23 protein-coding genes are annotated in these 26,344 nt (G+C 54.3%); 13 read left to right on the top strand and 10 right to left on the bottom strand.

The window, feature by feature from the left end:
- Positions 1 to 182 precede the first annotated feature (182 nt).
- From VFA09_22690 to VFA09_22670, 5 genes are all read right to left on the bottom strand, one after another.
- Positions 183 to 1,802, bottom strand: coding sequence for a serine/threonine-protein kinase (locus tag VFA09_22690; GenBank protein ID HZU70097.1), 1,620 nt, complete (start codon positions 1,800 to 1,802; stop codon positions 183 to 185).
- A gap of 98 nt (positions 1,803 to 1,900) precedes the next feature.
- Entirely contained in the window at positions 1,901 to 2,812 is a 912-nt protein-coding gene (locus VFA09_22685; GenBank protein HZU70096.1) for an energy-coupling factor transporter transmembrane component T, read from the bottom strand.
- Between the two features lie 90 nt (positions 2,813 to 2,902).
- Positions 2,903 to 3,478 carry an ECF transporter S component gene (locus VFA09_22680; GenBank protein ID HZU70095.1) on the bottom strand — a complete coding sequence of 192 codons (576 nt, stop codon included), beginning with the start codon at positions 3,476 to 3,478 and terminating at the stop codon, positions 2,903 to 2,905.
- Between the two features lie 109 nt (positions 3,479 to 3,587).
- Entirely contained in the window at positions 3,588 to 5,261 is a 1,674-nt protein-coding gene (locus tag VFA09_22675) for an ABC transporter ATP-binding protein (GenBank protein HZU70094.1), read from the bottom strand.
- 248 nt (positions 5,262 to 5,509) lie between these two features.
- On the bottom strand, positions 5,510 to 6,592 hold the full coding sequence (locus tag VFA09_22670) for a M20/M25/M40 family metallo-hydrolase (protein ID HZU70093.1): 1,083 nt from the start codon (positions 6,590 to 6,592) through the stop codon (positions 5,510 to 5,512).
- A gap of 227 nt (positions 6,593 to 6,819) precedes the next feature.
- Here VFA09_22670 and VFA09_22665 point away from each other — a divergent pair, with 227 nt between their 5' ends.
- The 3 genes from VFA09_22665 (at position 6,820) to VFA09_22655 (ending at position 9,659) form a co-directional block, all read left to right on the top strand.
- Positions 6,820 to 8,457, top strand: a complete 1,638-nt coding sequence (locus VFA09_22665) for a S8/S53 family peptidase (GenBank protein HZU70092.1) — start codon at positions 6,820 to 6,822, stop codon at positions 8,455 to 8,457.
- Positions 8,458 to 8,920: 463 nt separating this feature from the next.
- The gene (erpA, locus tag VFA09_22660; GenBank protein ID HZU70091.1) at positions 8,921 to 9,322 is read left to right on the top strand and encodes an iron-sulfur cluster insertion protein ErpA; all 402 of its coding nucleotides are present in this window, start codon (positions 8,921 to 8,923) and stop codon (positions 9,320 to 9,322) included.
- A 133-nt stretch (positions 9,323 to 9,455) separates the two neighbouring features.
- Positions 9,456 to 9,659, top strand: coding sequence for a hypothetical protein (locus VFA09_22655; protein HZU70090.1), 204 nt, complete (start codon positions 9,456 to 9,458; stop codon positions 9,657 to 9,659).
- A 2-nt stretch (positions 9,660 to 9,661) separates the two neighbouring features.
- Here the strand turns inward: VFA09_22655 and VFA09_22650 are convergent, their stop codons facing one another.
- On the bottom strand, positions 9,662 to 10,066 hold the full coding sequence (locus VFA09_22650) for a hypothetical protein (GenBank protein ID HZU70089.1): 405 nt from the start codon (positions 10,064 to 10,066) through the stop codon (positions 9,662 to 9,664).
- Positions 10,067 to 10,078: 12 nt separating this feature from the next.
- Positions 10,079 to 10,597: a hypothetical protein gene (locus tag VFA09_22645; protein ID HZU70088.1), complete on the bottom strand. Its 519-nt coding sequence runs from the start codon at positions 10,595 to 10,597 to the stop codon at positions 10,079 to 10,081.
- A 166-nt stretch (positions 10,598 to 10,763) separates the two neighbouring features.
- Between VFA09_22645 and VFA09_22640 the strand changes: the two genes are divergently transcribed.
- Together VFA09_22640 and VFA09_22635 are read left to right on the top strand one after the other, a co-directional pair.
- Positions 10,764 to 11,630 carry a DMT family transporter gene (locus tag VFA09_22640; GenBank protein ID HZU70087.1) on the top strand — a complete coding sequence of 289 codons (867 nt, stop codon included), beginning with the start codon at positions 10,764 to 10,766 and terminating at the stop codon, positions 11,628 to 11,630.
- Positions 11,631 to 11,651: 21 nt separating this feature from the next.
- Positions 11,652 to 12,410, top strand: coding sequence for a hypothetical protein (locus tag VFA09_22635; protein HZU70086.1), 759 nt, complete (start codon positions 11,652 to 11,654; stop codon positions 12,408 to 12,410).
- A gap of 2 nt (positions 12,411 to 12,412) precedes the next feature.
- On the opposite strand, the gene VFA09_22630 is transcribed toward VFA09_22635, so the two are convergent.
- Positions 12,413 to 14,383, bottom strand: coding sequence for a hypothetical protein (locus VFA09_22630; GenBank protein HZU70085.1), 1,971 nt, complete (start codon positions 14,381 to 14,383; stop codon positions 12,413 to 12,415).
- Positions 14,384 to 14,437: 54 nt separating this feature from the next.
- Positions 14,438 to 15,553, bottom strand: coding sequence for a WD40 repeat domain-containing protein (locus VFA09_22625; GenBank protein ID HZU70084.1), 1,116 nt, complete (start codon positions 15,551 to 15,553; stop codon positions 14,438 to 14,440).
- A gap of 167 nt (positions 15,554 to 15,720) precedes the next feature.
- Here VFA09_22625 and VFA09_22620 point away from each other — a divergent pair, with 167 nt between their 5' ends.
- From VFA09_22620 to VFA09_22605, 4 genes are all read left to right on the top strand, one after another.
- Positions 15,721 to 16,176 (top strand): metalloregulator ArsR/SmtB family transcription factor, encoded by a 456-nt coding sequence (locus tag VFA09_22620; GenBank protein HZU70083.1) that lies wholly within the window; start codon positions 15,721 to 15,723, stop codon positions 16,174 to 16,176.
- Complete coding sequence (locus tag VFA09_22615) at positions 16,173 to 17,213, top strand: cation diffusion facilitator family transporter (protein ID HZU70082.1); 1,041 nt, start codon at positions 16,173 to 16,175, stop codon at positions 17,211 to 17,213. Before VFA09_22620 ends, VFA09_22615 begins: the two co-directional genes overlap by 4 nt.
- Positions 17,213 to 17,908 carry a cation transporter gene (locus VFA09_22610; protein ID HZU70081.1) on the top strand — a complete coding sequence of 232 codons (696 nt, stop codon included), beginning with the start codon at positions 17,213 to 17,215 and terminating at the stop codon, positions 17,906 to 17,908. Before VFA09_22615 ends, VFA09_22610 begins: the two co-directional genes overlap by 1 nt.
- A 273-nt stretch (positions 17,909 to 18,181) precedes the next feature.
- Entirely contained in the window at positions 18,182 to 20,083 is a 1,902-nt protein-coding gene (locus tag VFA09_22605) for an ABC transporter ATP-binding protein (protein ID HZU70080.1), read from the top strand.
- Here VFA09_22605 and VFA09_22600 read toward each other — a convergent pair.
- On the bottom strand, positions 20,080 to 20,958 hold the full coding sequence (locus VFA09_22600; protein HZU70079.1) for an RNA polymerase sigma-70 factor: 879 nt from the start codon (positions 20,956 to 20,958) through the stop codon (positions 20,080 to 20,082). The two genes, VFA09_22605 and VFA09_22600, sit on opposite strands and share 4 nt — an antisense overlap.
- Before the next feature lie 358 nt (positions 20,959 to 21,316).
- Between VFA09_22600 and VFA09_22595 the strand changes: the two genes are divergently transcribed.
- The 4 genes from VFA09_22595 to VFA09_22580 all read left to right on the top strand — a co-directional run bounded on the left by VFA09_22595 (position 21,317) and on the right by VFA09_22580 (position 26,305).
- Positions 21,317 to 22,258: an NAD(P)-dependent oxidoreductase gene (locus VFA09_22595; GenBank protein ID HZU70078.1), complete on the top strand. Its 942-nt coding sequence runs from the start codon at positions 21,317 to 21,319 to the stop codon at positions 22,256 to 22,258.
- A gap of 442 nt (positions 22,259 to 22,700) precedes the next feature.
- Complete coding sequence (locus VFA09_22590; GenBank protein ID HZU70077.1) at positions 22,701 to 23,330, top strand: TetR/AcrR family transcriptional regulator; 630 nt, start codon at positions 22,701 to 22,703, stop codon at positions 23,328 to 23,330.
- A gap of 15 nt (positions 23,331 to 23,345) precedes the next feature.
- Positions 23,346 to 25,067, top strand: a complete 1,722-nt coding sequence (locus tag VFA09_22585) for an MDR family MFS transporter (GenBank protein HZU70076.1) — start codon at positions 23,346 to 23,348, stop codon at positions 25,065 to 25,067.
- A gap of 167 nt (positions 25,068 to 25,234) precedes the next feature.
- Positions 25,235 to 26,305, top strand: a complete 1,071-nt coding sequence (locus tag VFA09_22580) for a hypothetical protein (GenBank protein HZU70075.1) — start codon at positions 25,235 to 25,237, stop codon at positions 26,303 to 26,305.
- Positions 26,306 to 26,344: the final 39 nt, after the last annotated feature.

Raw genomic sequence — 26,344 nt, 5'->3', positions numbered from 1 at the left:
GACTGATTAAGGCTATCATCAGGCGCTGACCGGGGGATTCTTTGCTGCGCTCAGAATGACATGCCCCGGACACACCTGGATGTGTCTGGGGCATGTCATTCTGAGCGCAGCGAAGAATCCCCCCCTCGCATTATGGATAATCATCAAGGAAAGTGAAAGCAACAAAAAGTAAGACAAGGGCATTAAGCTCGCCTGCTCCCTCTCGTCAGCAGATTGTAAATCGCCAGCAGGATCGGTAAAAGGATGAGACTACAGACCAGTTCAAGCAGGGTGAAGATGACAAAGTTTATGGCGGCGCTTTTCATATTGGCATTCGAGACCCAGATACTACCGCAATCAACGATTCCCTCGCCAACAATGATGCCGAAAATGCTGAACAATATGGCGGTCGCAATAGCTCGAAATTTCCCATAATACCCACCCGTCCTGAGCATGGCCAGACCGGCGATGAGGCCTGTCAGCGCGATTCCAAGGCCATTATTCCAGTAAGCAGGATTACCACTCAGGTAATGTCCCATCAAGTAACCGCCGCCGCCGCTGACAAGACCAACCAGGGGACCAAATACCACGCCAAAGAAAATCGGAATAACCACCGTCAAACTGAACAGGGCATACCCCGCCAGTTCGTTGTTATGGCCCGCCAGCGTCCCAATGAATGTATACGCGCACCCGTAAAGCACAAGACCGATGACCATACCGGCTATTTGACGCGAAACACTGCTCTTCCTTGTCGTTCCCTGCAAATCTCCTGAAGGAACGAGCTTGCTATGAGGCAACTCGCTTGCAGGTTTACTCTTCCTCACAACATGATTATTCGCCTGTTGCTGAGAAGCCATACTGGATTGCCATTGCTGAGGAGCGGGAGATGTTCTTGTTGGGCCTGGGGATGGTAAGAACATGGCAGGCTGCGTTGAATAAGCTTGAGGTTGGGGCGGCGAAACCGGCCGCAATACCCTTTCAGGATATTTTCTTGCCTGGGTGGATTGCTCAAGGGCATTGGCGAAAGCCTCTACCGTGGCAAAGCGGTCGTGCGGATTCTTTGCCAGCGCCATCATCACGGCTTCTTCAAGGTCAGGTGAAATCTCAGGGACTTTGGCTCGTAACGACGGCGGCGGGGTCGATAGCTGCTGCGTGACGACTTCGGTGAGCGACCCGTTAAATGGACGTTCTCCGCATAGCCATTCGTAGACAGTTATACCTAATGCATACTGGTCGCTGGCCGGGCGGGGCTTGCCTTCTATTTGCTCAGGAGCCATATATGCGGCGGTGCCGACGGTATCCTGGGTATCTTGTGAAGAAGAGTTTTGAGCAACGAGCGCAATGCCAAAATCGCTCAACAGGATTTCATCATGCGCTCCTATCAGCATATTGCCCGGTTTGACATCCCGGTGTACGAAATGTTGATCGTGCGCGTATTGCAAAGCCGAGGCAACCTGCTTCACGTAGATAAGAATGGTGGCAAGTGGCAGGCGCGTGCCGCTGGGATGGCGTTCCCGCAAGGTGCCGTTGGGCGCGTAATCCATCACCAGGAAAGGCGTGTAACCCTCTACGCCGAAATCCAGCACGCGAATGATATGGGGGTGAATTAAATGCGCGATGGTTCGTGCCTCATTGAGGAAATTATTGCGCTGCTCATTGTCCACCTCCATTTTGAGAACTTTAATAGCTGCCTGCGTTTTGAGATAGACATGCTCGCCAAGATATACATCGGCAAAGCCGCCATGTCCAAGCAGTTTGACCAGCTGATAATTGCCGAGTTGTTGTCCCACCCGCTCAGGCATCTCCATACCCTTTCCAGGCATCACGCGCTATTCCTCTAGCCTGCTCGATAAATCACGTGTGGGAGCATACCTTTTAGAACCTTTTGTATGCCCTTTATCTAACACGCTAGAGGAACATATTATGGTGCCAGAAAGTGCGGGATTCCCTGGGTATGTAAAACGTGCAAAAATCCATAGGTATAGAAACTGCCAAGGATGTTAAGAGCAGTAATGACAAGGAAGGCGACAATCGCGAAGGTGATGAGTATGCGATCAACCGGCTTTGCATGCAACTTTACGAGCCAGCTACGCTTGCCAACACCAAAGCAGCGCAGTTCCATTGCGCTGATGATATCTTCCGCCCCCACCACGGAGCCAATGACAACAGGCACAACCATAGGCGCCAGACGCGCAATCTTGCTGAAAATTCCCCCTTGCAGCTTGTCAATTTCAAAGCCACGGGCACGCTGCGCATCGAGCGTCGTGCCGAAGTCGCGCGCTACTGTCGGTAAAAAACGGAATGAGAGGTCGATGGCATAGGCAAATCTATCCGGCAGGCCCAATCCCTTGAAAGCCACGCCGATATGTCCAGGATTGGTGGTATACGGTATGGGTACGGCTAGCAGCGCGATGCTGAAATTTCGCAACCCTTGCGTAATCATAAATGTAACGCTTTCGACACTGAAGACTAATGGTCCCAGCCCAATAAAGGGGAAATGCCCTTTTAGCGCCAGAAATGGCAGGGTAAAGAGAATATGCGGGTGCGTAAGGTCTACTCCCTGAACGACATTGCCCCCTGAAAGAAAATAGTTCACGAAAATGATCATCACATTGAGGGCAATAATAAGATACCAGGCCCGTTTTGTCTCTGACCACTTCAGGTGAGCCTGCCTATAGTAGAAAGCCGCGCCAATAAATCCCGCCAAAATGACCCAGAAATTAGAAGTCTGCGCCACCGCGAAACCAAGGGCCAGCAATAACACGAACTTGGTTCGCGGGTCCAGGCGATGAATGGGTGTATCACGTTGGATATAAGGAAAATTAATGAGCATCGATGATCTCTTTCATCCAGCAGGGACAGGTGAGAAGCATAGATAAATCATGCTTCTCACCTTATTTTTGCCAGATTACTGACAAGGGACTTACCCGCGCCCGGCGCGTCTCATTGCTGCATTGTACGCAACGAGCAGGATGGGAAGCAGGATCAATCCATTGACCAGGTCGGACAGGGTTGCCGGTACGAAGTTGCCGGTCGATGCGGCAACCGTATACTTTGAAACCCAGATATCGCTATAGGCGGCAAAGCCGATGCCAACCACAACGCCAACAGCGGCGAAGATCTCCGCAATGATAATCTTCATCGAGGTATTGTAGCGTCCCCACGTCAGATACATAGCAAGCCCGGCAATAAAGCCGATCAAGGCGTTACCAAGGTCCCAGTTCCAGTAAACCCCATAGCCTGAAATATAGTCTCCAAGGAAGTTGCCGACACCGCCGGTGAAGAGGCCAACCCAGGGACCAAAGACGGCTCCAAAGAACAAAGGAATAACAATAGCCGGACGAAATGAAACGTTACTGGTAGCGGGAAGCTGCAAGATATTGGTGAGATAGCTCAAGCCACCATAAAGCGCCGCGCCAAGCGCCATGAACACGATATGGCGCACGCCGACGCTCCAGATCTTTGTATTGAGACTCTCTCGTTTTTCTGCGACTGCCATGTGTGGAACTCCTTTCTGACAGCTAAACAACCGGCGTCAGGGAAAAAGATGAATATAAAGGAACTAAAAACTGAGAAGTGCGCAAACCTCCTTTCGTAGCTATCGTCGTTTATGCGACGGCATTCCGTTCGGCAAGCAAGAAATGCAGCAGAGAGGTCGGGCGCAGATTGCATGCATCCAGCAGCGCCGGATCAGCCAGCACCTGCAACGGCGGACCATCTGCCACCAGGTTGCCTTCTTTTAGCAGCAAAACACGTTGTGTGAAACGCAGCGCGAGGTCGAGATCATGCGTGATGAAGAGCAGCGCGTCCAGTTCCGGCAGGCTGCGCAAATATTCCATGAAAGAGATATAGGAGCGGTAATCCTGACCCGCCGTTGGCTCATCGAGCAGCAGGATTTTGCTCTGCATCGAAAGCACGGAAGCAATGGCCGTCCTTTTCTGCTGGCCGAAGCTCAGGGAAAACGGCGAACGCGCATCGAACTGCTCTAAATTCATGGCTTTTTCCGCCTCCTGCACGACCGTCGCAATACGCTCACGCGGAAAGCGCAGGTTCTCAGGCCCGAAGCTCAATTCCTTGCGCACTGTGGGAGCAAAGAGCATGGCGCTGGGACTCTGAAAAACATAGCCGATGCGCGAGGCGAGTTGCGCAACACTCAAATCGCGCGTATCCTCTCCATAGAGCCGTACCGTGCCTGAGTTGGGCCTCAGCAAGCCAAGCGCCTGCTTCACCAGTGTCGTCTTGCCCGAACCATTGGGTCCCAGCAGCGCAATCGTCTCGCCGCGATGTATTTCAAAGGAGATGCCATGCAGGATTTCCTCGGAGAATGAGTTGTAGCGAAAATGCACATTCTCGAAAGCAAGGATGGTCTCACCGGCTTCTTTCTGGCGGCTGTGTGCAGTGATAATTGGTCTGACAAGCAGGTTGAAAGCTTCCCGCGGGTCATTTAAAGTGCGCAGCATGGATTCGACAGGCAGTTTGACCTGTGTAGGATCGGCAATCTTTAGAAATTCCTCTGTATCGCCGAAGAAGACCTGGCGTCCATCGCGCATGAGCAATACTTTGTTCGGCTGCAATCGCAGCGCCTCCTCGACACGATGCTCGACGATAATGACGGTACGTCCTTTTGCCAGCAGGCCTTTAATCAGTTGCTCTAGTTCGTCTACCGCCCTGGCATCGAGGTTCGCGAATGGCTCGTCGAAGAGGAAAATAGACGGCTGCATGACCAGGATACCGGCGGCGGCGACCTGCTGCCGCTGACCGCCAGAGAGCGCGAATGTTGGCTGCCCCACATAGTGTTCCAGGTGCAGCTGCTCCAGCACATCTGCGATGCGGCGCTGCATTTCTTCCCGCGGCGTGTTCATATTCTCCAGGCCGAAGGCGATTTCCTGCTCGACGGTGCTGCCCAGTATCTGTTTGTCGGGATCTTGCAGCATGGTGCCGACCTGTTGCGCGAGGTCACGCAGCGACAGGCCGGGAATCGAACGGCCCTCGAGTTGTATCTCGCCGCTCAGTGTTCCCTTATAGCTATTGGGAATAAGCCCGTTCAGGCATTTCAGCAGGGTGCTTTTGCCGCAGCCGCTTGGACCGGCAATCAGCAATAATTGACCGGCGGGCAGGGAAAAGGAAATATCCTCAATGGCATTCGCCTGCTCGGGTGGCTGTTGATCTGGACGGTTCGGCTTCCTGCGGGCTTCCGGCTCCTCGTCGAGCGTGCGATAGCGAAAGCTCAATCCATGAACAAATACGGCTGGCGCAGGCGTTGTGTTGGGATGTGTGGTCATAGATAGTTCTATACCTCTCGCACCCGGCAACTATGGGCAAGGATGAAAATAGGGTTTGTTGTTATGTTAATTCTAATGGGACAGGTAGGGGTTTGTCAATGCTGAGTGAGCTGGTGATTATCCATAAGCGGGCCAGAGATTCTTCGCTGCACTCAGAATGACAGGGCCTGAACCAATCGGATGGCCGATTTTGCTCGTGGAAGTTCATAATCGGCCCCTATGCGGCTTTGCCACAATATTTTACGCGCCTAGCGCTTCGCGGCTAATTCCAGCACTTTCAATGTATCCTCCACTACCTGCTCTAATGGAGCCAGGGCAACATACTCCTCTGTCGAATGCTCATTGACCACGCCGGTTGAAATCGTAAAGGCCTTGACGCGAGGGCGGAATGCGCTGGTGTCGCTGCCGATGAATGTTGGACGCATCTGCATCTCAACTCCGCGCTGGGCCAGCACCTGGCGATAGAGCGCGAGCAAGGGTTCGTCTTCGCCGACTTCGTAGCTGGTACAATGGGGATCGTAGGTTATCTCAACGCTTCCGCCCAGGCGTTCTGCCGCCCGCTGGAATGCTTCTCGAATGGCCTCTTTGTAGCGTTGTCGCGCCTCCACCGGTTCAAAGCTGCGCATTTCCCCTTCGAGGTGAACGCTGTCCGGTACGGCATTGCGCGCGCTGCCTCCAGCAATACGCCCGATCAGGATGCGCGTTTGATCGTTTGCCAGCGAGCCATGTGGGTAGTTAGCTTCGTGAAAGATTTCGATAGCGTTTACCGTCCGCGATAAATCTTTGCCAGGATGCCCGGTGCGACCTCGAATCTCCACGTCGAACGCCTCATACATAGCCCCTCGCGAGACGACGACGCCTGCCTCGAATGCATTGTCGAAGACAATGCCATCAGTAACATGCCAGGGTGCCGGATCGAAGGCGTTTGCTCCTTTCAATCCTACCTCTTCCTGCACGGTGAAGACGACCACGATAGGTGGATGGGGCAACCGGCGCTCGATGACGCGCTTCAGCACCTCCAAAATAATCGTGATGCCGGCAGCGTCATCTGCCCCCAGATTGGTCGTTCCGTCGCTGTAAAGTATGCCGTCTCGCAGCACTGGTTGGTGACCGAGACCGGGCGGAACGCGATCCATATGCGCGTTGAGCAGCACTGCCTTACCCTCGCCGGCAAGCGTACCTATCAGATTGCCAGCTTCATCAGTCTGAGACGAAATCCCAAGCTTGTTTAATTGGTGCTCCAGGTAAGCGCGAATAGATTCTTCGTGGCCCGATGTGCTGGGAATGGCGGCGAGTTGTATCAATGTATTGCAAAGACGGTCAAAAGACATGGGATAGAGCCTCCTTTGTTCGCGATTATGAAAGGCATTTTTTAGCAATTATACCAGCCAGAGAGCCAGGGGTAATTCGAGGACAATTGCCGATTGCTAGTTTCCCCAGGTTCAGGTATAATGCGTTAATGTGAGAATCACGCGCAAAGAACGATTTACCTGAGACATAACAGGTAGCTCACAGATGCGTGCATTCGAAACAATTTGCGGATAGGGGGAATTCGTGCATGTCTCGCAATTCCATCGAAGAGCTGATGGGCACACCTGATGAATTATTTAACTGGGTCACGGGCGAAATGGTGGTAGTGGTTCGCCTGCACAGGCGTCCCGCGGATGAAGTCATCGATATTCTGATCGAACAGGTACGCAACCAGCTGAACGCGCTCCTTTCACCATATGAAATTTTTCTGGAACCGTATGGCACACAGGGCCGGTGGCGCGATGTTCCAGGAATGCCGCCCATACGTCGCCGCGCCTTCTTGTTTGGCCTTCACAGGCAGCAACCTCTGATCGCTATCTTTTATCATGTGCGACAAGATAATTCCGCGCTGCAGGACCCGGTACCGATGGCTCTTGCTCATATACAGGGACAGCTTGAACAACTGGCACAGGCCGGGTTGCACGTGGTTTCCGCTATGCCGAACTGGTTGGTAACCGCGGCTCCATTGTATTATAGCGATGGTGGGCCTGCAGCGCCCCCCCGTCCTGCACCGAGGGTCGATATCCCGACTTCCGGCGGCGTTCCACTCGGTTGGCATACCTCGTTCGTCGACCAGGGCTTACTGCTAGACCCTAACGGGGCCGAAGATGTGATGGTGGCCGTGCTCGATACGGCTTATCCTCCCGATAGAATTCTCAATGCCGCTGTGCGACCAGAGTTTCGCCGCAACGCACTATTACAGCGTATCGCTGCCGACCTGCGCAGCGAAAATGGCAGCTTCGAGATCGAATATGATCGCTACCCGGTCACCAACGAAGTACGCACCGGTCGCACAAACAACGGTGAATCGCGCTACTACTTTATGCCGGACCACGGCATATTCGTCGCCGGACTTATTCGTGATATCGCCCCCGGCGCGCGGATTCGCCTTATTCGCATACTGAACGATTTCGGCGGCTGCGACCTGTATAATCTCTTCGCCGCGCTGACGGACCTGGAGCTGGATATGGTATCGGGCGCAATTCACCGCCTCGTTATCAACCTGAGCCTGACCGTCATGCCCGATATCCGGCGGCTCCCCTACGTCTGGTTTGATCACCGGCAATGGCCTACTACGCAACTCGCCGGCGCTTTCCGTGTCCTCACACATATCGAGGATGGCCTGCGCCTGCTCTTCGAAAGCCTGTATGCTCACGGCGCGCTGGTTGTAGCAGCCGCGGGCAATGATTCGACCTCTTTTTTAAGGCAGGGGCAGAAACCGCGCCCTCCACGCACTCCGGCGCGTTTCGATACGGTACTCAGTGTGACCTCGGTCAACAGCCGCTTCCTGCCATCACAATTCGCAAATCTGGCCTGCCTGCCGCCGGTGAATGCGGGCGTCGCTACCTTTGGCGGCGATAGCTCTGGCATAACGGATATGAATGGTTTACCGGATGCTGTGCGTGGAATCTATATCGCGCCGACCTTCCCACAAGGGGAGCAAAATATATCCGGCTGGGCAGACTGGAGCGGAACCTCGTTTGCGACCCCCATTATCAGTGGGCTGGGCGCGCACCTGCTGGCACAGGGCTGGTCGGCATCCAACGCCATCACCCGTATCGCGGCAGGCAAGGAGCGGCGTACCGAAAAACTCTTCGGTTCCAGTCCCGATGTACCGGACCTGCTTGCAAACGTTATCCGCGTGCAGCAGCGTTTTGGAACTTAAGGCAAGGTTCAATTTTGACGAAGGGTGCTTGACAGTTGCAACACGCCAGCCATGTCATGCTGAGCGCAGAAGCCGCAAGCCCTGAGCGGAGCGAATGGAGAAGAATCTCGGTGCCGGGCGAGGCAGATTCTTCGCTGCGCTCAGCATGACACGCCAGCCATGTCATGCTGAGCTGCGCTCAGCATGACATGGCTGGCGTGTCACATGCATTTGAACCATGCCTAAGAAAGAAAGGAATCCAGGGAACAACTTCACATCTCACCGGGTAAGCGCTTCATTTTGTGAAGTATTGAGTGCCGGAAGCCTTGACGCTTCACTTTTTGGAGTATATAATACTGGTGAACGGGTTTCAATCCCCAACGGGTTTGGGAGTGGGCCTGGCTCCTGCTGCTTCGCTTGTGGGGGCAATATAGCGGCCAAACCTGAAAATATCAAGCGCAAATGTATTAGAGAGGCAAAAAACATGATTGAGCAAACCCCGCAATCTGCGGTTGAGACAAGCGTCGTAACTCTGACGGCTGTCGCAGCGAACAAAGTACGCGAACTGCTACAACAGGAGAATGATCCAAGCCTTGGCCTGCGTATCTTCGTCGCAGGTGGTGGGTGTTCTGGTCTCCAGTACGGTATGACCCTTGACGAACAGCAGGAAGGCGATACCATCATCTCCCAGGGCGACTTCAACGTGCTGGTCGATGAAATGAGCCTGGGGTATATTAGCGGCAGCGAAGTTGACTATGTTGACAGCTTGATGGGCGCCGGCTTTACCGTCAATAATCCCAATGCTGTCTCCAGCTGCGGATGTGGGCATTCCTTCAGAACTGCTGATGGCGGCGGTGAGGCACGCGGCTGCGCCTGCGGTCACTAATACATCACAACATGCTGAACTGCTGCATCGATATATGCATGCACGAGAATAATTTGGTCTTTCCTACGTAATATACAGTAGGGAAGACCTCTTTTTGTCTTGTCGATTGTTCCGTCAATCATAAGGAGACTAAATGAGCAGACGCATTGCATATCGCCCGCGTTACCATCAAATGCGGCCTGTACCGCATCCCTCACTTCGTTCTCACAAAGATTTTCTTCGCAATCGTTGGACCTACCGGCATCAAACTATCCGCTATCAAAAGCACTTACCCGGGCAAGGACTCTTGCTCATTCCCTGGGGCTATCGTTTGATGCGAGGCATGCTGAGTCATTGACGCTATGCCGTATCTTCCGCGTCATCAAGGGATGATGCAGCCGGTTCGTTAATCATACGCTGTACCAATCCCGGCATATCGCTGCTAAATTTAGAATTTGCTACGACACGTCCGGCTCCTGCCTGGAGAGCTTTCGCGCGTGCCTCTAAATCCATATGCGAACCGAAAGCAAGTACGGGATAACCGGAAGCGCGCGCCTGCCGAATAGCAGTTTCCCAGTCAACGCCCTGGGTAGCGATATTCACGATCACCAGCGCGGGCTTTTCATCTCCGCCCGCCGCCAGTCCCTGCTCGAAAGCGGCCAGCGAGCGCACGGTCTTTACTTCCATGTCGTGATGGCGCAACGTATCGCGCATCTTCACGGCGAAGAAAAGGTCTTTTTCCAGCGCGAGAATATGCGTTGTCATACCTGTCCGATCCTAATCTTCCGGCGACTCGTGAACCGGCCTGCGGAAGAGGTCACCCAGTTCTTCGTTAACGATATCGATATTGGTATAGAGGTCGCGCGTCAGCACGTGGTGGGTGCCTGTGCAATAGGGTTTGTTGCATTTGCGAGCGTGGCTGGTCTCGAAGAGCAGGTTACCATCCTCTACGCTGACCCAGATGTGTTTGCGCGAATAACCATCGCCCCATTTCAGCAGCAGTCCGCCCTGGTATTCATCGAACCGCCCCTGGCCATAGAGATAATCGCGATTAAACATCTGCAAGATGATACGCACGCGGCTATCCGCGATCACCTGTTCGGCTTCGGGTGTCATATGTGTAGTAGCTTCCTGCGCCAGGTCTTCCTGCGGAATATATAGTTCGCGCGCCGAGTTCTGCTGCTCGCGAATCATCTGCTGGATCATCTGCCCTTCGAGGTCAGAGAGGCTGTGGCTTTGCCCAAGGATAGGGGCTTTCCTACGATTCTGGTTGCCACGATTGAATTTTCCGGCCACGATATGCTCCTTGCTAGTTTGTTTGAATGTATGTCTCTTCTTACTGTACCACGTTGGAAAGGGCAAATGCTAGAAGAGAACCTATTCCCCAATGACCCCTGATGATGTTAAAGTAGTTACTGATGACTAACGATGGTTCCTACTAAAACATGGAACGGGAAAATTTATGCCTCCAGCAGCATTAGGTCTATTGCTCATAGCAGCTGTATTGCACGCGACGTGGAATCTGTTTGTCAAGCGTGCCAGGGAAAAGCAGATTTTCACCGCGTGCGCGCTGTTGGTTGGAGCGATCTGTTTCGCACCCTTGCTTGCGCAGGTTGCATCGTTTCCCTTGCGCATATGGCCCTATGTTATCTTCAGCTCCATTTTTGAGTCTGCCTACTTTATCGTGCTGATACGCGCCTATGCGAACGGCGATTTTTCGCTTGTCTACCCCATGGCCCGTGGTACCGCACCGGCATTGCTGACCGTCTGGGCCGTCCTGTTTCTTGGCGAGCGACCGCGCCTCTATGGCCTGATCGGCATAGGCATCCTGGTATGCGGCCTGGTCATTGTGGGCGGTAAATCGTGGTGGACATTACGTACATTGCGAAAGCGATCAGCGTTGAGCAGCAGCGCGCTCATCCTTGCGCTTGGCGTTGCCTGCTGTATCTCCATCTATTCGGCCATCGATGGAGCGGCAGTCCAGCAGGTTGCGCCGCTGCCCTATACGGTGCTGGTTATGGGACTCACAAGTCTTCTTATTGCCCCGACTGTGATCGTGCGTTATGGGGGTCCGGCCGTTATCGCGGAATGGCGGGCAAACTGGCCGCGTATCATCCTGGTTGGCATTCTGAGCCTCTTGAGCTATATGCTCGTACTTGTGGCGTACTCTATTTCGCAGGTCAGCTATGCCGGGTCTATTCGCGAGGTCAGTGTGGTCATTGGAGCTTTTCTAGGATGGCGCTTGCTGGGAGAAGAGTTTGGCGTGATACGTGTGATCGGAGCCGCTTTTATTTTCGCGGGCATTCTCGTGATAGCTGTGGCGGGTTAGGAGGGCCGTGATATACTACCAATGATGCAAGACAAGGCTATTCCTGTCATAGTTATTGATGATACGCCCGTCAAACGGCGTGGGGTGTGCGATTTTGTGGAAGAGACGCCACAATTATGCCTGTATGCCCAGGCGGGCAACGCTGCCGGCGCCATGGAAGTGGTAGAGACTGCCGGCAAGGAAAATTCCGGCGATCCGGCGCTGACGGACTGGCTCGTGCTCTCCGATCTGCGACTCGGCAATGAGAACGGCGTGGAATTGGGGCGAGCTCTGCTCGAAATTGCCCCCGGGTTGCGCGTCGTCATCTACACCCAGGACCCCAGCTGGACGCTGGCGGCTGAGGTTTTCCGGCGTGAATATACCAGGCGCGGCATACCGAAACGCGCGGGCGGCAAACAGCAGGGCCTGCATGGCTACGCGCTTTTCAGCAACATGGAGCCTGGCTATCTCGAGCATATAGCTACTATTATTGTGCGCCGTCACGAGACGTTCGTCGATCCAGAAGTGCTGAATTACTTGCTGAAGAAGCTCCGCGGCCAGCGCCTGACGCCGCGCCAGGAAGAGTGTGCCTCACTCATTGCGATGGGCCTGAGCAATGACGAAATCGCGCTGCGTATGGGCTTTCTCAACAACAAGGGAAAACCAAACATGGGGCCGCTTGAGAACCTGGTCAGCGAACTCTATAACTTCTTCGCCATCGATGGCGCACCGAGCGATCCTGGCAGGCGCGTGCTGCTGGCTCACGCATACGAGGCGTATGCAGGGTTGCGACCGGAATAATCTCACAACTCTTCTACCATCGAAGGCGACAAAGGCCCGGAATGCTTCGGGCGCTGAGCCTCTTTCAAAGGCAAACGCAGGATCACCGTCGTGCCGTGCTGCGCCTGCGGGCGAGGAATGGAGCGAATAATAAGCGTGCCACCTGCCTCGCGCGCTTTTAGCTGCGCCTTGAACAGGCTCGTTTTCTCAGGGGAAATCGCGCTCGTCTCGAAGCCGCGCCCATCATCGATAATATAGACTTCAAGAGCATCCTGAGAGCGTACTGTGCGCACGGTCGCGTAACTTGCCCCGGCGTGGTTATAGACGTTGAGCAGTGCCTGCGTCACCGTATACGAGATAGCCTCGACGATCTTTTCTCCCTCGGCGGTCTGCTCAAAGTCCGGGTTCAACTCGTCCAATGCCCATAGATCAGACTGGACTTTCAATTGCGATTCGGGATGCAGCGAGGGCAGGTCTTCGCGAATCAACTTCTCAAGATGCAGTTTTAAGCCCAGGCTGCGGCGCTGGTACGCATCTTCTACCAGCAATTGCAATCCTCGCAGATCGCCTTCCAGCTCCTCGCTAATCTTGCGCACCTTTCCCAGCGCTTCGATGACAGGCTGCACCAGGTTCTTCACATAGGGATCACGCTCGGCTTCCACCTTCAATTTGTGCTGCCAGTGTCCTAACAGCGAGCGGATGCGCAGAGCCTGCTGCTTGGGTTGATCGTGAATGCGTTGGGAGAGCAATGAGCGCAGGTGCGCGTCGGCATGCAGCAGCAATGAGGTGGCCCGTTGCAGTTCCATGTTGGCGCGACGCAATTCGACCTCTGTTTTCTGTTGCTCGCGCAGCGCCTGCTCGCGCTGCGCAAGCGTCATTTCCAGGCGTTCGATCAAACGCAATGAGCGTATGGCGTACCACAGGAGCAAGGGATAGACGGTAGCCAGCACGTAAAAGATTTCCAGGGGCAACAAGGGCCTGCCAGTCAGCAGAATCGGCAGGATGCCCAGGCAGAAGCCCAATCCGACACCACCGATCCACAATGTCAATAGATCACCAAGGCGGCGACGAATATTTTCTGGAATGCTTGTTCCCGGCAACAAATGACTGATACGCAGCAAGGACCAGATTCCAATGATGAGGCTCAAAACGCCGCCAAGCACCGCGTAGCCGAGCGTGATGGTGAATTGAATGCGTGCCGGTACACTGCCCCTGATGAAATAGGTACCGAGATCGTAAGCAACCAGGGCTATCAATGGCAGATAGGGAAAGCCATCGATTTTGAGGTCAGGCCTGCGGTGGCTACTCAAAGCCTCCGGCCGGTATGTCAGGCTCAGATGGATGAATGCCGCACCCAGCAGAGCAAACGATGGAGCCCATAGTAGCTGGAAAATGGCATCGGGCGCATATGCATGCTGCACGTTGCCCCAATGGCTGTAGAGCAAGAAGAGCATGGCAGGCGGCAGCAGTGTGATGCCCTCGACCGCTCCTGTCCATTCCTTCGCTGTAGCTAGAAGGATACCGCCCACCACGAGCCAGCTGATACCGGCAAAAAGCGCCAGGCCATAATTCTGAAGCCACATCTGCCAGGTAAACGTCACAGCCGGTCTCGTAAACTGAATCCGTTTGCCATTCTGCTCGACTGTATACGTGATCGACTGACCTGGATGAGCGTGCGCGTAGACATTAGATAGGGCAGAAATATTCTTGCCATTGACCCCTACGAGGTGATCGCTGCCGGTAAGGGAAGCGGGCGAAGCATCTAGAGGGGGAAGCTGCGCGGGCACTGAGACAATATCCACCTGCCCATCTGTATCGATGCCCCAGAAAAACCCGCCAAAGGTCTCTCCATTCTGGCTCAATATGCGCGCATGCCCTATCGCGCTTAATACGAGCAGAAAACAGGCAACGATCAGATAGAGTATAGTCAGGCGCAGGCGTAGTTGCCGCCACCAGGTATTGTTTGTAGTCGCCAGTTGAGTTGAAATAGACACGCCTTAGTGTACCACCAGCAATGGTATCGATGCAATCGTATCTTCTAAATCAGGCTACACTTGCAATATCTGTACAACCGGCATTCCTCCCGAAACATCGCCTCCAGGAGAAACGGCCGTCACGAAATACCGGTCATCGGGCGACCATGCCAGGGCGTACATCGGCGCGGTGGGGTAAAAAGTAAAATGAGCTTCGGTGAGCGCATCCCAGGTCAAAAGCACTCCACAGTCGTCACCGCAATAGACCTGGGTGACCGCCGCAATGCGCTTGCCGTTGTGCGACCAGGCCACAGCATAAATGAGATCCGGTAAGACGCCTTTTGTGGGATTGCTGCGCGCCTGCTCTACATTATACCCACGATAGGTATAGAGAACCCTCCCTGTGGAGACATCCCAGGTTTGCACGCTTTTATCCACCGAGCCTGAGGCAATGTACCTGCTATCGGGTGACCAGCTAATCGCGGTTATCTCATCTGTGTGTCCATGATAAGTAAAGACGCGCTTGCCGGTGGCCGCATCCCAAATTTGCACGCTTTTATCTGTCGAACCTGACGCGATATATTTCCCATCGGGTGACCATGCTACTACTGTCACTCCCCCGGTATGTCCATGATAGGGAAACAGGACAGAACCGGTCAAGGCATTCCAGACCTGCACGCTTTTATCTGTCGAACCTGATGCAACGTATTTCCCATCAGAAGACCATACCACAGACATTACCTGCGCGCTATGTCCGCAATAAGTAAAGAAAGGTTCTCCCGTGGAGGCGTTCCAGACCTGCACAGTTCTGTCCCAGGAAGCGGAGGCAATGTACTTACTATCAGGGGACCATGCCACCGATGCCACAGCATTCGTATGCCCGCGATAGACTTGAGCGTGCTTGCTGCTAAATGCATCCCAGACCTGCACAGTCTTATCACGCGAGCCAGATGCAATGCGATTGCCAGCAGGCGACCATGCCACGGTCAAGACCTGATCCGAATGACCCTTATAGGTGTAAATGATGCTTCCTGGACGTAGGGGAGTAGCAGTTGGTGTGGGAGTAATAGTTGATGAAGAGCCAGATGAAGCGCATCCTGCTCCGATTATTGTCAAGGCTAATGCTGCCAATCCTTTCATCATTGTACGGCGAGACATAGGGTCGTCAAGCCGGGTATCTTGATCGGACATTCCTGGCTACTATCCTTTCTACATGCGAACATCTTTTCTCAGTCTTTCACCAGCATACCACATCTGTCATCACTTCATCCTTGCAAAACTGCCGCCAAAATGCTATATTACTAGCAGAATAGCTGCATGGATGTACAGGTATTCATAGAATGGATGGATAAGGAAATATGGCATCCCGGCCTTTAGAGCTTCCAATTGAGGTTTCACCTTCTGATAATGAACGTGAAGACGTGTGCCAGGACCGTTGCATACATCCTGAACATGTCGTGACAGTGCGGCGCAATCTGCTGCAAACCGATACCGCTACGCGGGTCGCGTCCCTCTTTGCGGTACTGAGCGATCCCACACGCCTGCAGGTGGTCTATGCCCTGTTGAACTCGCCTACCGGCGAACTGTGCGTCTGCGACCTCGCTACGGGGCTTGGTCGCGACGACACCACCATCTCGCATCAACTGCGCGTCTTGCGCAGCCACCATATTGTCGCTATGCGCAAAGTTGGCCGCGTGGTCTATTACCGGCTGGTCGATGATCATATTCGCCAGTTGCTCGAATTGGGCCTATCCCACTCAACTGAAGCGGCGGCGGGCGGCAGCGTGAAAAGAGAAGCGGTGGTGATGGTATGAGCACTATGAATGCACATGCCGGACATAACCATACTCACACTCACGATCACTCGCATGGCATGGCAAAACAGACACTGCGTGTAGCCTTTTTCCTGACCATGCTGATACTGGTGGCAGAACTGACCGGTGGCTTTTTCGCGAACTCGCTGGCCCTGCTCTCAGATGCCGGGCATGTTGTTACCGACATCTTCGCGCTTGGCCTGGCATGGTTTGCCACGGTACAGGCGGAACGACCCGCCAACGCCCGCAAAACATTCGGCTACCACCGCGTAGGTATTCTCGCCGCTTTCGTCAACGCCATGACATTGATCATCATTGCGCTGGTCATTCTATGGGAGGCCATTCAACGCTTCCAGCACCCCGAACCTGTCCAACCCTTGATTATGTTTCTGGCGGCCGGCCTTGGTATCGCCGTCAATCTCTTCATTGGCTTCGGCCTGCGTAAAGAGAGCGATAACCTCAACGCACGCGCCGCCGCCTTGCACGTCTTTGGCGATGTTGGCGCTTCAGCAGGCGTCATCGTGGCCGGTATCATCATTCTGCTGACCGGCTGGACGATTGTTGACCCTATCCTGTCAGTCGGCATCGCCGCGTTGATTGGCATCGGAGCATGGCACATCCTACGCGAAACCATCGATATCCTGATGGAGTCTGTTCCGAAGAATATCTCCATGCCGGACCTGGTCGATGACATGGTGAATATCGATGGCGTGAAGGATGTGCATGATCTGCATGTGTGGAGCATTACCAACAATATGAACGCGCTCTCGTGCCATGCCCTCATCAAGGATTTGCCGCCCAGCGGTAGCGCCCCCATCCTGCAATCCCTGAACAACATGCTGAGCGAAAAATATCACATCACGCATACCACGATTCAGTTCGAGTGCGACGATCACAAGGGGAAATGCTGCGAAATGGATGGACTGTATTGCCACATGGAGGCGGCAAAAGACAGGTGCAATGGTCACTCACATGATTCAGAGCCACAGCAGAGCGTACCCGCGCAGCCTCTCCGGCAACAGAGTGAGGCTTCGTAATGGCCCAGCAGGCGCGAGCAGCTTCCGATAACACGCAATTACAAGCTCAAGGACGCGCCCACCAGGTGCGACTCGGCACCTGGATCGAATTGATCTCCCTTTCCTGGATGGTTATCGAGGCCGGCATCGCCATCACGGCAGGTTTTCTAGCACATAGCGTCTCCCTGGAAGGGTTTGGCCTCGATAGCATCATCGAACTCATCGCTGGTAGCGTCCTGTTATGGCGCCTGCTGGTTGAGCAGCGCGGCGGCTCGACCGAAGCCATCGAACATGCAGAGCGCCGTGCCGCCTGGATCACTGCCTTTAGCCTCTTCGGACTCGGCCTTTATATTGTCGCCAGCAGCGCATTCGCGCTATTCACGCAAAGCCGGCCCCAGGTCTCCTGGTGGGGTACCGGCCTGGCCATCGCAGCCGCCATCATCATGCCATTGCTCTGGCAGGGAAAATTGCGCGTGGCAAAGCATATTCACAGTCCCGCTCTCAAAGGCGATGCCATGTGCAGCATCACCTGTGCCTACATGTCCTTCACGCTGCTGGCCGGTCTGCTGCTCAACGCCCTCTTCGGCCTATGGTGGGCCGATTCGCTCGCCGCGCTTGTCCTGGTCTACTTCATCGTGCGCGAGGGACGCGAGGCGCTGCATGAAGCTCGGACGGGGGAGGCGTGCTGTTGTGGCGAGGACGGATGCGACGATTAGGGTTCCTGCCGTGTGACTCCCTTGATACGATCAAACCCAGTATCATACGAGTAAAGAATTTGTGAATGCTCCTGCTCCATTGAGGCAATGATAAGTGTATCCCCAAAATCTAAATTTGTGGTGCCGTAGAGTTCAAGCGCCCTTAAAACACAGAAACGATTCTGGACCTCTTGTCAATCTCCAGTTTTAGCAACCCTGGCGGGCCTTGCATCGTAAGAAAGAAAGCAGTACTTTTCTTATTAGATAGAGGCCATCATAACGAAAGGACCAGCCGTGGCCGAAGCAATCCGAGAGCGGCAGGAAGAGCCTGCCCCTCTTTCCAACACGTCGTTTCCCTCGCGCAAGACCAGAACCAGAATCAACATTCCGTTGCGCCGCATCCTGTCCCTCTTGAGGCCGTACCGGTGGGCATTAATCGCGGCCTCGTTCCTGCTGGTGATAACGACCGGCCTGGGATTGCTCTTTCCACTCGTCATTCGCACGCTGCTGAATTCTATCCTGGTACAGCATAACGAGCAACTGTTGAACATAGTGGTCGTGGTGCTGCTGGGAGTTTTTCTCGTACAATCGTTGTTGGAAGCAGTGCAGAGCTACCTCATTACCTCACTGGGAGAGCGGCTCTCATTCGACTTGCGTACAAAACTATTCAAGCATTTACAGCGCCTGCCGATGAGCTTCTTTGATCACAGGCGCACAGGAGAATTGATGAGCCGGGTCACGAACGATGTGACGGTTCTGCAAACTTCGCTAACCAACAATATCCTGCCAATTGTTTCGCAGGTGGTAACACTTATTGGCAGCGTCATTATTGTCATACTCATCAACTGGCGCATCAGCCTGGTAATCCTGGTGGTTGGGCCTCTGACCGGTCTCGCTCTGTCCGTTCTGGGACGACGTATCCGCACGACGACGCGGGGCGTGCAGGAGGGCCTGGGCGATGCCGGAATAGTGCTGGAAGAGGCGCTTTCCGCGCAGCGTGTCGTCAAAGCGTTCGCGCGCGAGGATTACGAGGAACAGCGATTCAACACGCGCATGGGGCAGTCCTTACGCAAGGCCCTGAGTCGTGCCGTGGCTCAATCTCTGCTCGGACCGATCAACCAGTTCATCGGCTTTGTCGCGCTGGCCATTGTCCTGTGGGTGGGCGGGCGCGAAGTGCTGGCCGGGCACCTGACCATCGGCGACCTTATCGCATTCCTGTTCTACCTGTTCATGCTGGTTGGGCCGCTACTATCACTGAGCGGCCTCTATGCTCAGATTCAGGCAGCAATCGGAGCCTCGGAGCGCGTCTTCGCCCTGTTGGATGAGCCGGTGGAACTTGCCATCGATGACGCTTCCGCGTCTCCCCTGCCCCCTGCCAGCGGCCATATTACCTTTGAAAAGGTATCCTTTGCCTATCCCCTACTCTTGAATTCCGCCGGCAATTCGGATGGGCAAGACCATACGACATCAACCCCTGTCGAGATACTACATGATGTCACGTTCGAAGCAAAGCCAGGACAGGTCGTTGCCCTGGTCGGGCCAAGCGGCGCGGGCAAGACAACCACATTGGCACTCATATTACGGCTATATGAGATACAACATGGGACAATTCGTATAGATGGCTATGATATTCGCTCGGTGCTGGTACGCTCTTTGCGCGAGCAGATCGCCATCGTACCCCAGGAACCGGTACTTTTCGGCGATTCGATTGCCGAGAATATTCGTTATGGCCGCCTCGACGCTACGGATGAGGAGATTCGCGCGGCAGCCAGGGCAGCTAATGCCATGGGCTTCATCGAAAATTTGCCCGAAGGTATGCAAACGAAGGTAGGCGAGCGGGGTGTCAAGCTCTCGGCAGGCCAGAGACAGCGCATTGCCATCGCTCGTGCCCTGCTGCACAACCCGCGCATCCTCTTACTCGATGAAGCGACCGCCTCGCTGGATAACGAATCCGAGGCCCTGGTTCAGGACGCGCTCAACCGCCTGATGCAGGGACGCACCACCATTGTCGTCGCCCACCGTCTCACGACCGTCGAACGCGCCGACCAGATTCTGGTGCTGAACGAGGGCCGCATCGTCGAACGAGGCACGCATCAAGAACTACTGGCCCAGGATGGCCTCTACGCGCGCCTGTACAACCGCAATTTCGAAGACCTCACGAAGCTGGATGATGAGGTGGTAGACGCATTGGGTTAGCGTCGCCGCTCCTCCAGTTGTCGCCGGATAAAAGCGAGCTTATCGGGATTCATAACCAGGCGCAAGCCCTGTATATGCTCATCCACAACATCGAGCGTCAAGACCCATTCCAGATTCGACCCCATCCAGCCCAGCAGCGCCGGAGCGCCATTGATCTCATCGATAGTAGTAGTGATGTCGGGGGAGAGTTTGGGCGTGATGGCAATATAGAAGCGCGCGACAGACCGCTGGCCGAAGATGGGGCGTGGAACCGTCTGCACTTTGCCCCCTCCATCGGCCCAGGCCGTGACATCCCTGGCCAACAACTCGGTGAGGGCCGAGATATTGCCTGATCGACAGGCGGCAAGAAATCGATCTATCAGCCGGCGATGCGTTTCAGGTGAGGGATTGAAGCGATGTTGCCGCTCAGCAAGATGCTCGCTGGCGCGGTGAAAGATCTGGCGACAATTGGCCGGACTCTTATTGATGATCTCCGCAATCTCCTGGAACGAGTAATCAAAGACCTCGTGCAGCAAAAAGACGGCTCGCTCAGGCGGAGTGAGCGTCTCCAGCATTACCAGAAATGCCAGTGAAATAGATTCGTACTGCTCGACTTTTGCCAACGGCGCCAGGTCGTTGTCCTTCGTCAGCACCGGTTCGGGCAACCATTGACCGATGTACTGCTCGCGCTCAACACGCGCCGATTTGAGATAATCCAGGCACAGATGAACAACGATGGTGATGAGGAATGACTTCAAGGAGCGTACCTCGCTCGCTGCCGCATTGTGGTAACGCAAATATGCTTCCTGAACGATATCCTCGGCCTCGCTCGCGCTGCCCGTCATACGATAAGCAATCGAGAACAGCAGGGGCCGGTATGTTTCAAAGTTTTCCATAGTTCTCTTCCTCATTAGAACTCCATACCTATTGTAGCCCTTAAATAGCTTATGGTCAAAGGAAAGGGGCCTGGTGATTCTTCACAAGTTCGCGAGGGATTCTTCGCTTCGCTCAGCATGACATGCCGGGGAGGGGATTCTTCGCTTCACTCAGCATGACATGCTGGGGAGGGGATTCTTCGCTTCACTCAGCCGGATCGCTGCATCTGAGCTAACGGACTTCCAGGTAATCATCAGAAAAGTGTCACATTTACGAAAGTACACTCGTCTCCTTTCCGAAGCTCGATGAACAAGAAGAGCTTCTTCCTGTAACGATAAAAGACAGCAATAAAGAACATTGTTTAGAAAGGAAAAAACCATGAAGATCTTTGTTACCGGAGCTACACGCGTACTTGGGAATGCCGTCGTACCTCTATTGATTGCCAGAGGACACCATGTGCAGGCCTTGAGCCGCTCGCAGGAGAATAGGAGGGTACTGGAACGGATGGGGGCAGAGCCGGTAAGCGCCGATCTGTTCGATGTGGAGTCATTGAAACACGCTGTGGCCGGTTGTGACGCCATATTGCACCTGGCGACCAGGATTCCTCCAACTATGCAGATGGGTAAGCTATCGGCCTGGCAAGAAAATGATCGCATCCGGCGCGAGGGAACAAATAATCTGGTCGAGGCGGCGCTTGCGGTGGGCGGAGTGCATACCTTCATCTATCCCAGTTTTGCTTCCGTCTATCCAGATAGTGGTGATAGATGGATCGACGCCGAAACATCGCCTGTGCGGCCAACTCCCACACTGCGTTCTACGCTCGATGCCGAAGCCGCCGTCGCACGGTTCGCCGGAGAAGGACGTCGCGGCATCTCTTTGCGCATGGGAGGATTCTATGGTCTTGAATCGCCGACAACACTGGAACAGATCAACTATGCCCGCAAAGGGATCGCGACATTTCCAGGAAGCAGCGATGGCTACCTGTCACAAATATGGGTGCCGGATGCCGGCAGGGCCATCGTCGCAGCCCTCGAGCCATCCGTTCCTTCAGATGTTTACGATATCGTCGACGATGAACCGCTTACACGCAGCGAGGTTCTCACATTGATGGCCCAGGCCGTGGGACGCAAACGCCTGCTACATATTCCCGCCCCGATCATGCGAATGATGCTGGGCGTCATATATGACATGATGTGTCGCAGCCTGCGCATCTCAAATCGCCGCTTTAAAGAGGTAAGCGACTGGAAGCCTGAAGTGACTAACGCCAGGGAGGGGTGGGCAAGGATTGCGGGGGCCAAAAAGGAAGCCGCTCGTGTATGAGCGGCCTCAAAATCATTTTTCACCGGTGATTAACCCATAAGTCCGTCGGCTCAGATAAGATGTCTCAGATGAGTGAAGGGTGGTCGGGAGATTCTTCGCTGCGCTCAGCATGACAGGCCCGGAGACAGCTGGCTGTCTCCGGGCCTGTCATGCTGAGCGCAGCGAAGAATCTCTGGCACGCTCCCGAGCCGGCGCGAACTCACCTCGTCGTGGAGGCTTATGGGGAATCATCAGTTTCTGATCAGATCGCGTGAATGACAATCCTCCGTATATTTTCGTTCTGGAGGCTTATGGGAATCATCAGCTTCTTCTCTCTTGACAATTCTCTGACTTTCACGTAAAATTATGACTATCAAGTCAAATGGAATACTTGTCGTTCAAACTTTGTTATTATTGTCAGAAAATATCGTCTCGGTCAAAGATAGAAGATTACGGAGGCGCAATGATGCAACCCGTTACCGCACATCGCTCGCTCAAAGAGAAGCAACGCCAGGAACGCGAGGAGCTTATTCTTCAGGAGGCGGAAAAAGTATTGATGGAAAAAGGCTATTATGAAACGTCCATAGATGAAATCGCGGCCCGCGTGGGGATCGCCAAGGGAACAGTGTACCTGCACTTTCCCAGCAAAGAGGACCTGGTCGTCGCGATCTTTCAGCGCGATATGGAAAGGCTGCTGCAATTGATCAAAACGACGCTTGCCTCATCCTCTTTGACGCCTCGCGCAAAGGCTGAAGTTATCCTTGAACAATTATATGGCAGCCTCTTCACAAGGCGCATGCAGTTGTTCTACTCGATCACCAACTTTGCCGAACTCAAACAGAATATTCTAGAGAGGAAAGCCTGCGTGCGCGATTTATGGGAGGAAATCGGTGCTGATATGACCACGTTGTTTGAAGAGGGGAAGGCTGCGGGCGAGTTTGATAGCTCGATCCCAACGGCTGTTATGCTCAGCACATTCTTCAGTTTCATGTCGCCAAGAAGTTATTCACGCTTATTGAATGAGGAGCATATCCCGGCCAATGAACTGGCCAAACACCTTGCTCGCATCTACTTTAAAGGAATTACTGTCTAAGGAGATTACTTACTCATGAAAAATTCATCAGCGCAATCTGATGCCCTGGCTCTGACATCAAATAGCGCAAAGCAAGTAGAAGAATATGAGGCGCCACTCTTTTCCAGGCGCGATACGCTGCTGACCATGCTAGGTGTGCTGATGGTCATGCTGCTCGCCTCGCTGGATCAGACGATTGTCTCCACGGCTATGCCGCGAGTCATCGCTGATTTGCAAGGCTTTGATCGTTATACCTGGGTTTCAACGGCTTACCTGCTTACTTCAACTGTCGTCGTACCGATCTATGGTAAACTCTCTGATCTGATTGGTCGCAAACCCATTTTCCTGTTTGGCGTCGTCATCTTCCTGATCGGTTCAGCGCTTTCGGGCGCTTCCCAATCGATGAACGAGTTGATTGCGTTCCGTGCCTTCCAGGGTATCGGCGCGGGCGCTCTGATGCCGATTGCCATCGCCATTGTCGGCGACCTGTTCACTCCCCGCGAGCGCGGCAAATGGCAGGGCGTAACCGGCGGCGTCTGGGGACTGTCGGCAATTGTCGGCCCGACGCTTGGTGGCTGGATCACGCAGAACTCGACCTGGCGCTGGGTCTTCTACGTCAACCTGCCCATCGGCCTGGTAGCTCTACTGGTGCTGATCTTCCTGATGCCCACGCTGCGTGGCAAAGCGAAGCAGATCTCGATTGATTACACGGGTGCGGCTCTGCTCGTACTGGGAACAGTTCCGCTGCTGCTCAGCTTCACGTGGGCGGGAACGCAATACGACTGGCTCTCGCCGCAGATTATCGGCCTGTTCGCGGGTTCGGCGATTGTCCTGACCATCTTCGTCGTCTACCAGGCATGGCTGGAGAGACGCGGCGGGCAGCCGATTATCGAGCCAAGCCTGTTCAAAAACAGCATCTTCAGCGTCTCAACCGTGGTAACGATCATCTTTGGGATGGGACTGTTCGGCAGCATCTTCTTCATCCCGCTCTTCGTGCAGGGCGTGGTTGGTAGCTCCGCCACCAGCAGCGGCCTGATCCTGACGCCCTTGATGCTGACCTCAATTGTAGGCAGCATCATCTCCGGCCAGCTCGTTTCGCGCCTGGGCAAATACAAGTGGATCGCGATCTTCGGTATGGCGGTGAGCGTCATCGGCACGTATATGATGGTACGCCTGGATGTGCATTCGACGAACACGGACGTACTGGTCGCCATGCTGGTACTCGGTTTCGGCATGGGCTTCGGTATGGCGCTGTACACGTTGATTGTGCAGAATGCCCTGCCGAAGAAGATTGGCCAGGCGACCTCGGCGCTGGTCTTCTTCCGGCAGATCGGTGGCACGATTGGTCTCGCCGCCATGGGTTCGGTCATGACCTCTGCCTACCTGCCCGCGTTCCAGAACGCGCTGCCCGCGGCAGTCAAGCAGGCTGTCCCGGCAAAATTCCTGGCCGCGTTCAACAACCCGCAGATCTTGCTGTCGCCGGATGCACTGGCGCAGATGCAGTCCGCGGCGGCTAAGAGCGGTCCGCAGGCGGTGGCACTGCTCAACCAGGTAATCGAGGCAGTGAGAATCGGCCTGGCGCAGGGCATTCATAATGTCTTTGTGCTGAGCCTGGTCATCATGATCCTCGGCCTCATCTCAGTCTTCTTCATCAAGGAGATTGCGCTGAAAGGCAAGAAGAACGTCGCCAGCGACGTTGCCGAGGGCATGGAGAATACCGCTCCTGAGCCAGAGGGCGTCATAGCAACGATGGTGTGATCAATCGGTTGGATTGTACGAAATGGTGAGAAGAGGGTTGGTATGCCGTAGACTGGCATACCAACCCTCTTTTTTCATTGCAGTTTCGAAAAGCTCTCTCCACAAGACATTCCGCCGTTCACCTGCTACAATAGATTTAGCAGAAAATCTATTGTAGGAGTTCTTTGATGGGTCCCCTCGATTTCACGCGATTTCACAATGATGCCCGGCAGGGCGCAATACCTGGCATTCCTGCTTCCTGGTCTCGTTCCAGATATTTTACTTTTGCCAGGCCTGGTTGCTTTCTTGTCCTCGCTTGCATATTGATGATGCTTTTTGCAGCTTGCAACCTGGGAGGCTCCTCGTCGTCAAGCGGTACAAGCCAGAAAGCCTCTTTATCGACCAGCAATGGAACCATTACGTATAGCACCAGCTCTCAGGACGTGCTTATTCGCACATTTTACGGGGGGGGTAATCTTGGATCGCTTGAGATGAGTCCTGATATCAGCATCTATGGCGATGGTATGTTCATTCTTGGCCCCGGCTTGCAGATGCAGGAGGGCAGGATGGAGGCTACATCGCTGCAACAATTACTGAATACGGTGGTGGATAGCGATAACTTGCTTAAATTGAGCCAGCAGACGTTTTACGATGTACCTGATCAGAACGCGACTGTGCTTCTATTGTCTGTCAATGGGAAGCAATATCAATATATCTATGGCCCATTCGGAAATCTGCCGGAGAGTGAGAGCGCCCAGGCCCTGGCGGATTATAAGAGCCTGGGTAGTGCGATTACCAGTATTCAAAATGCCGTGCAGGGGCCGCTGCATCCCTACACCAGCCCGGATACGGCGCTGCTTGTTCACCAGGACTTCAGCCCAAACCTGTCACAGAATATTCCTACCTGGTCAATGAATGATTTTACGCTGTACCAGGCAGCTACATTTGAATGCGGCCTCATTCCGCAAGATATTACCAGTCCCAACGCCGATACGGGGTGTCTGATCTATACAGTGCCTCACAGCGCCATACTGCTAAGCGCGCAGCAGAGCGAGGCAATTTCCAGGCTCCTTAATGGCCAGCAAGAGGGAGATTTTCTGGAAAACGGACTCTACTATCAGATCATGCTACGGCCATTGCTGCCGGATGAGTTGCCGCAAGAACTGCTCGCGATGTATGGCAGCGGGACGCTGAACTACACCGGCGTGCCATTACATGAGGGGGCGGTTCCCACGCCGCCCCCAACGCCAACGCAGTGATGAGATAGGGTGTGCCTCACATATTCGCCCGCCAGCTTG

Source organism: Ktedonobacteraceae bacterium (genome assembly GCA_035653615.1).
Taxonomy (GTDB): domain Bacteria; phylum Chloroflexota; class Ktedonobacteria; order Ktedonobacterales; family Ktedonobacteraceae; genus DASRBN01.
Note: the sequence above shows the minus strand (reverse complement) of the source record. Positions and strands in the feature narration are given on the sequence as shown.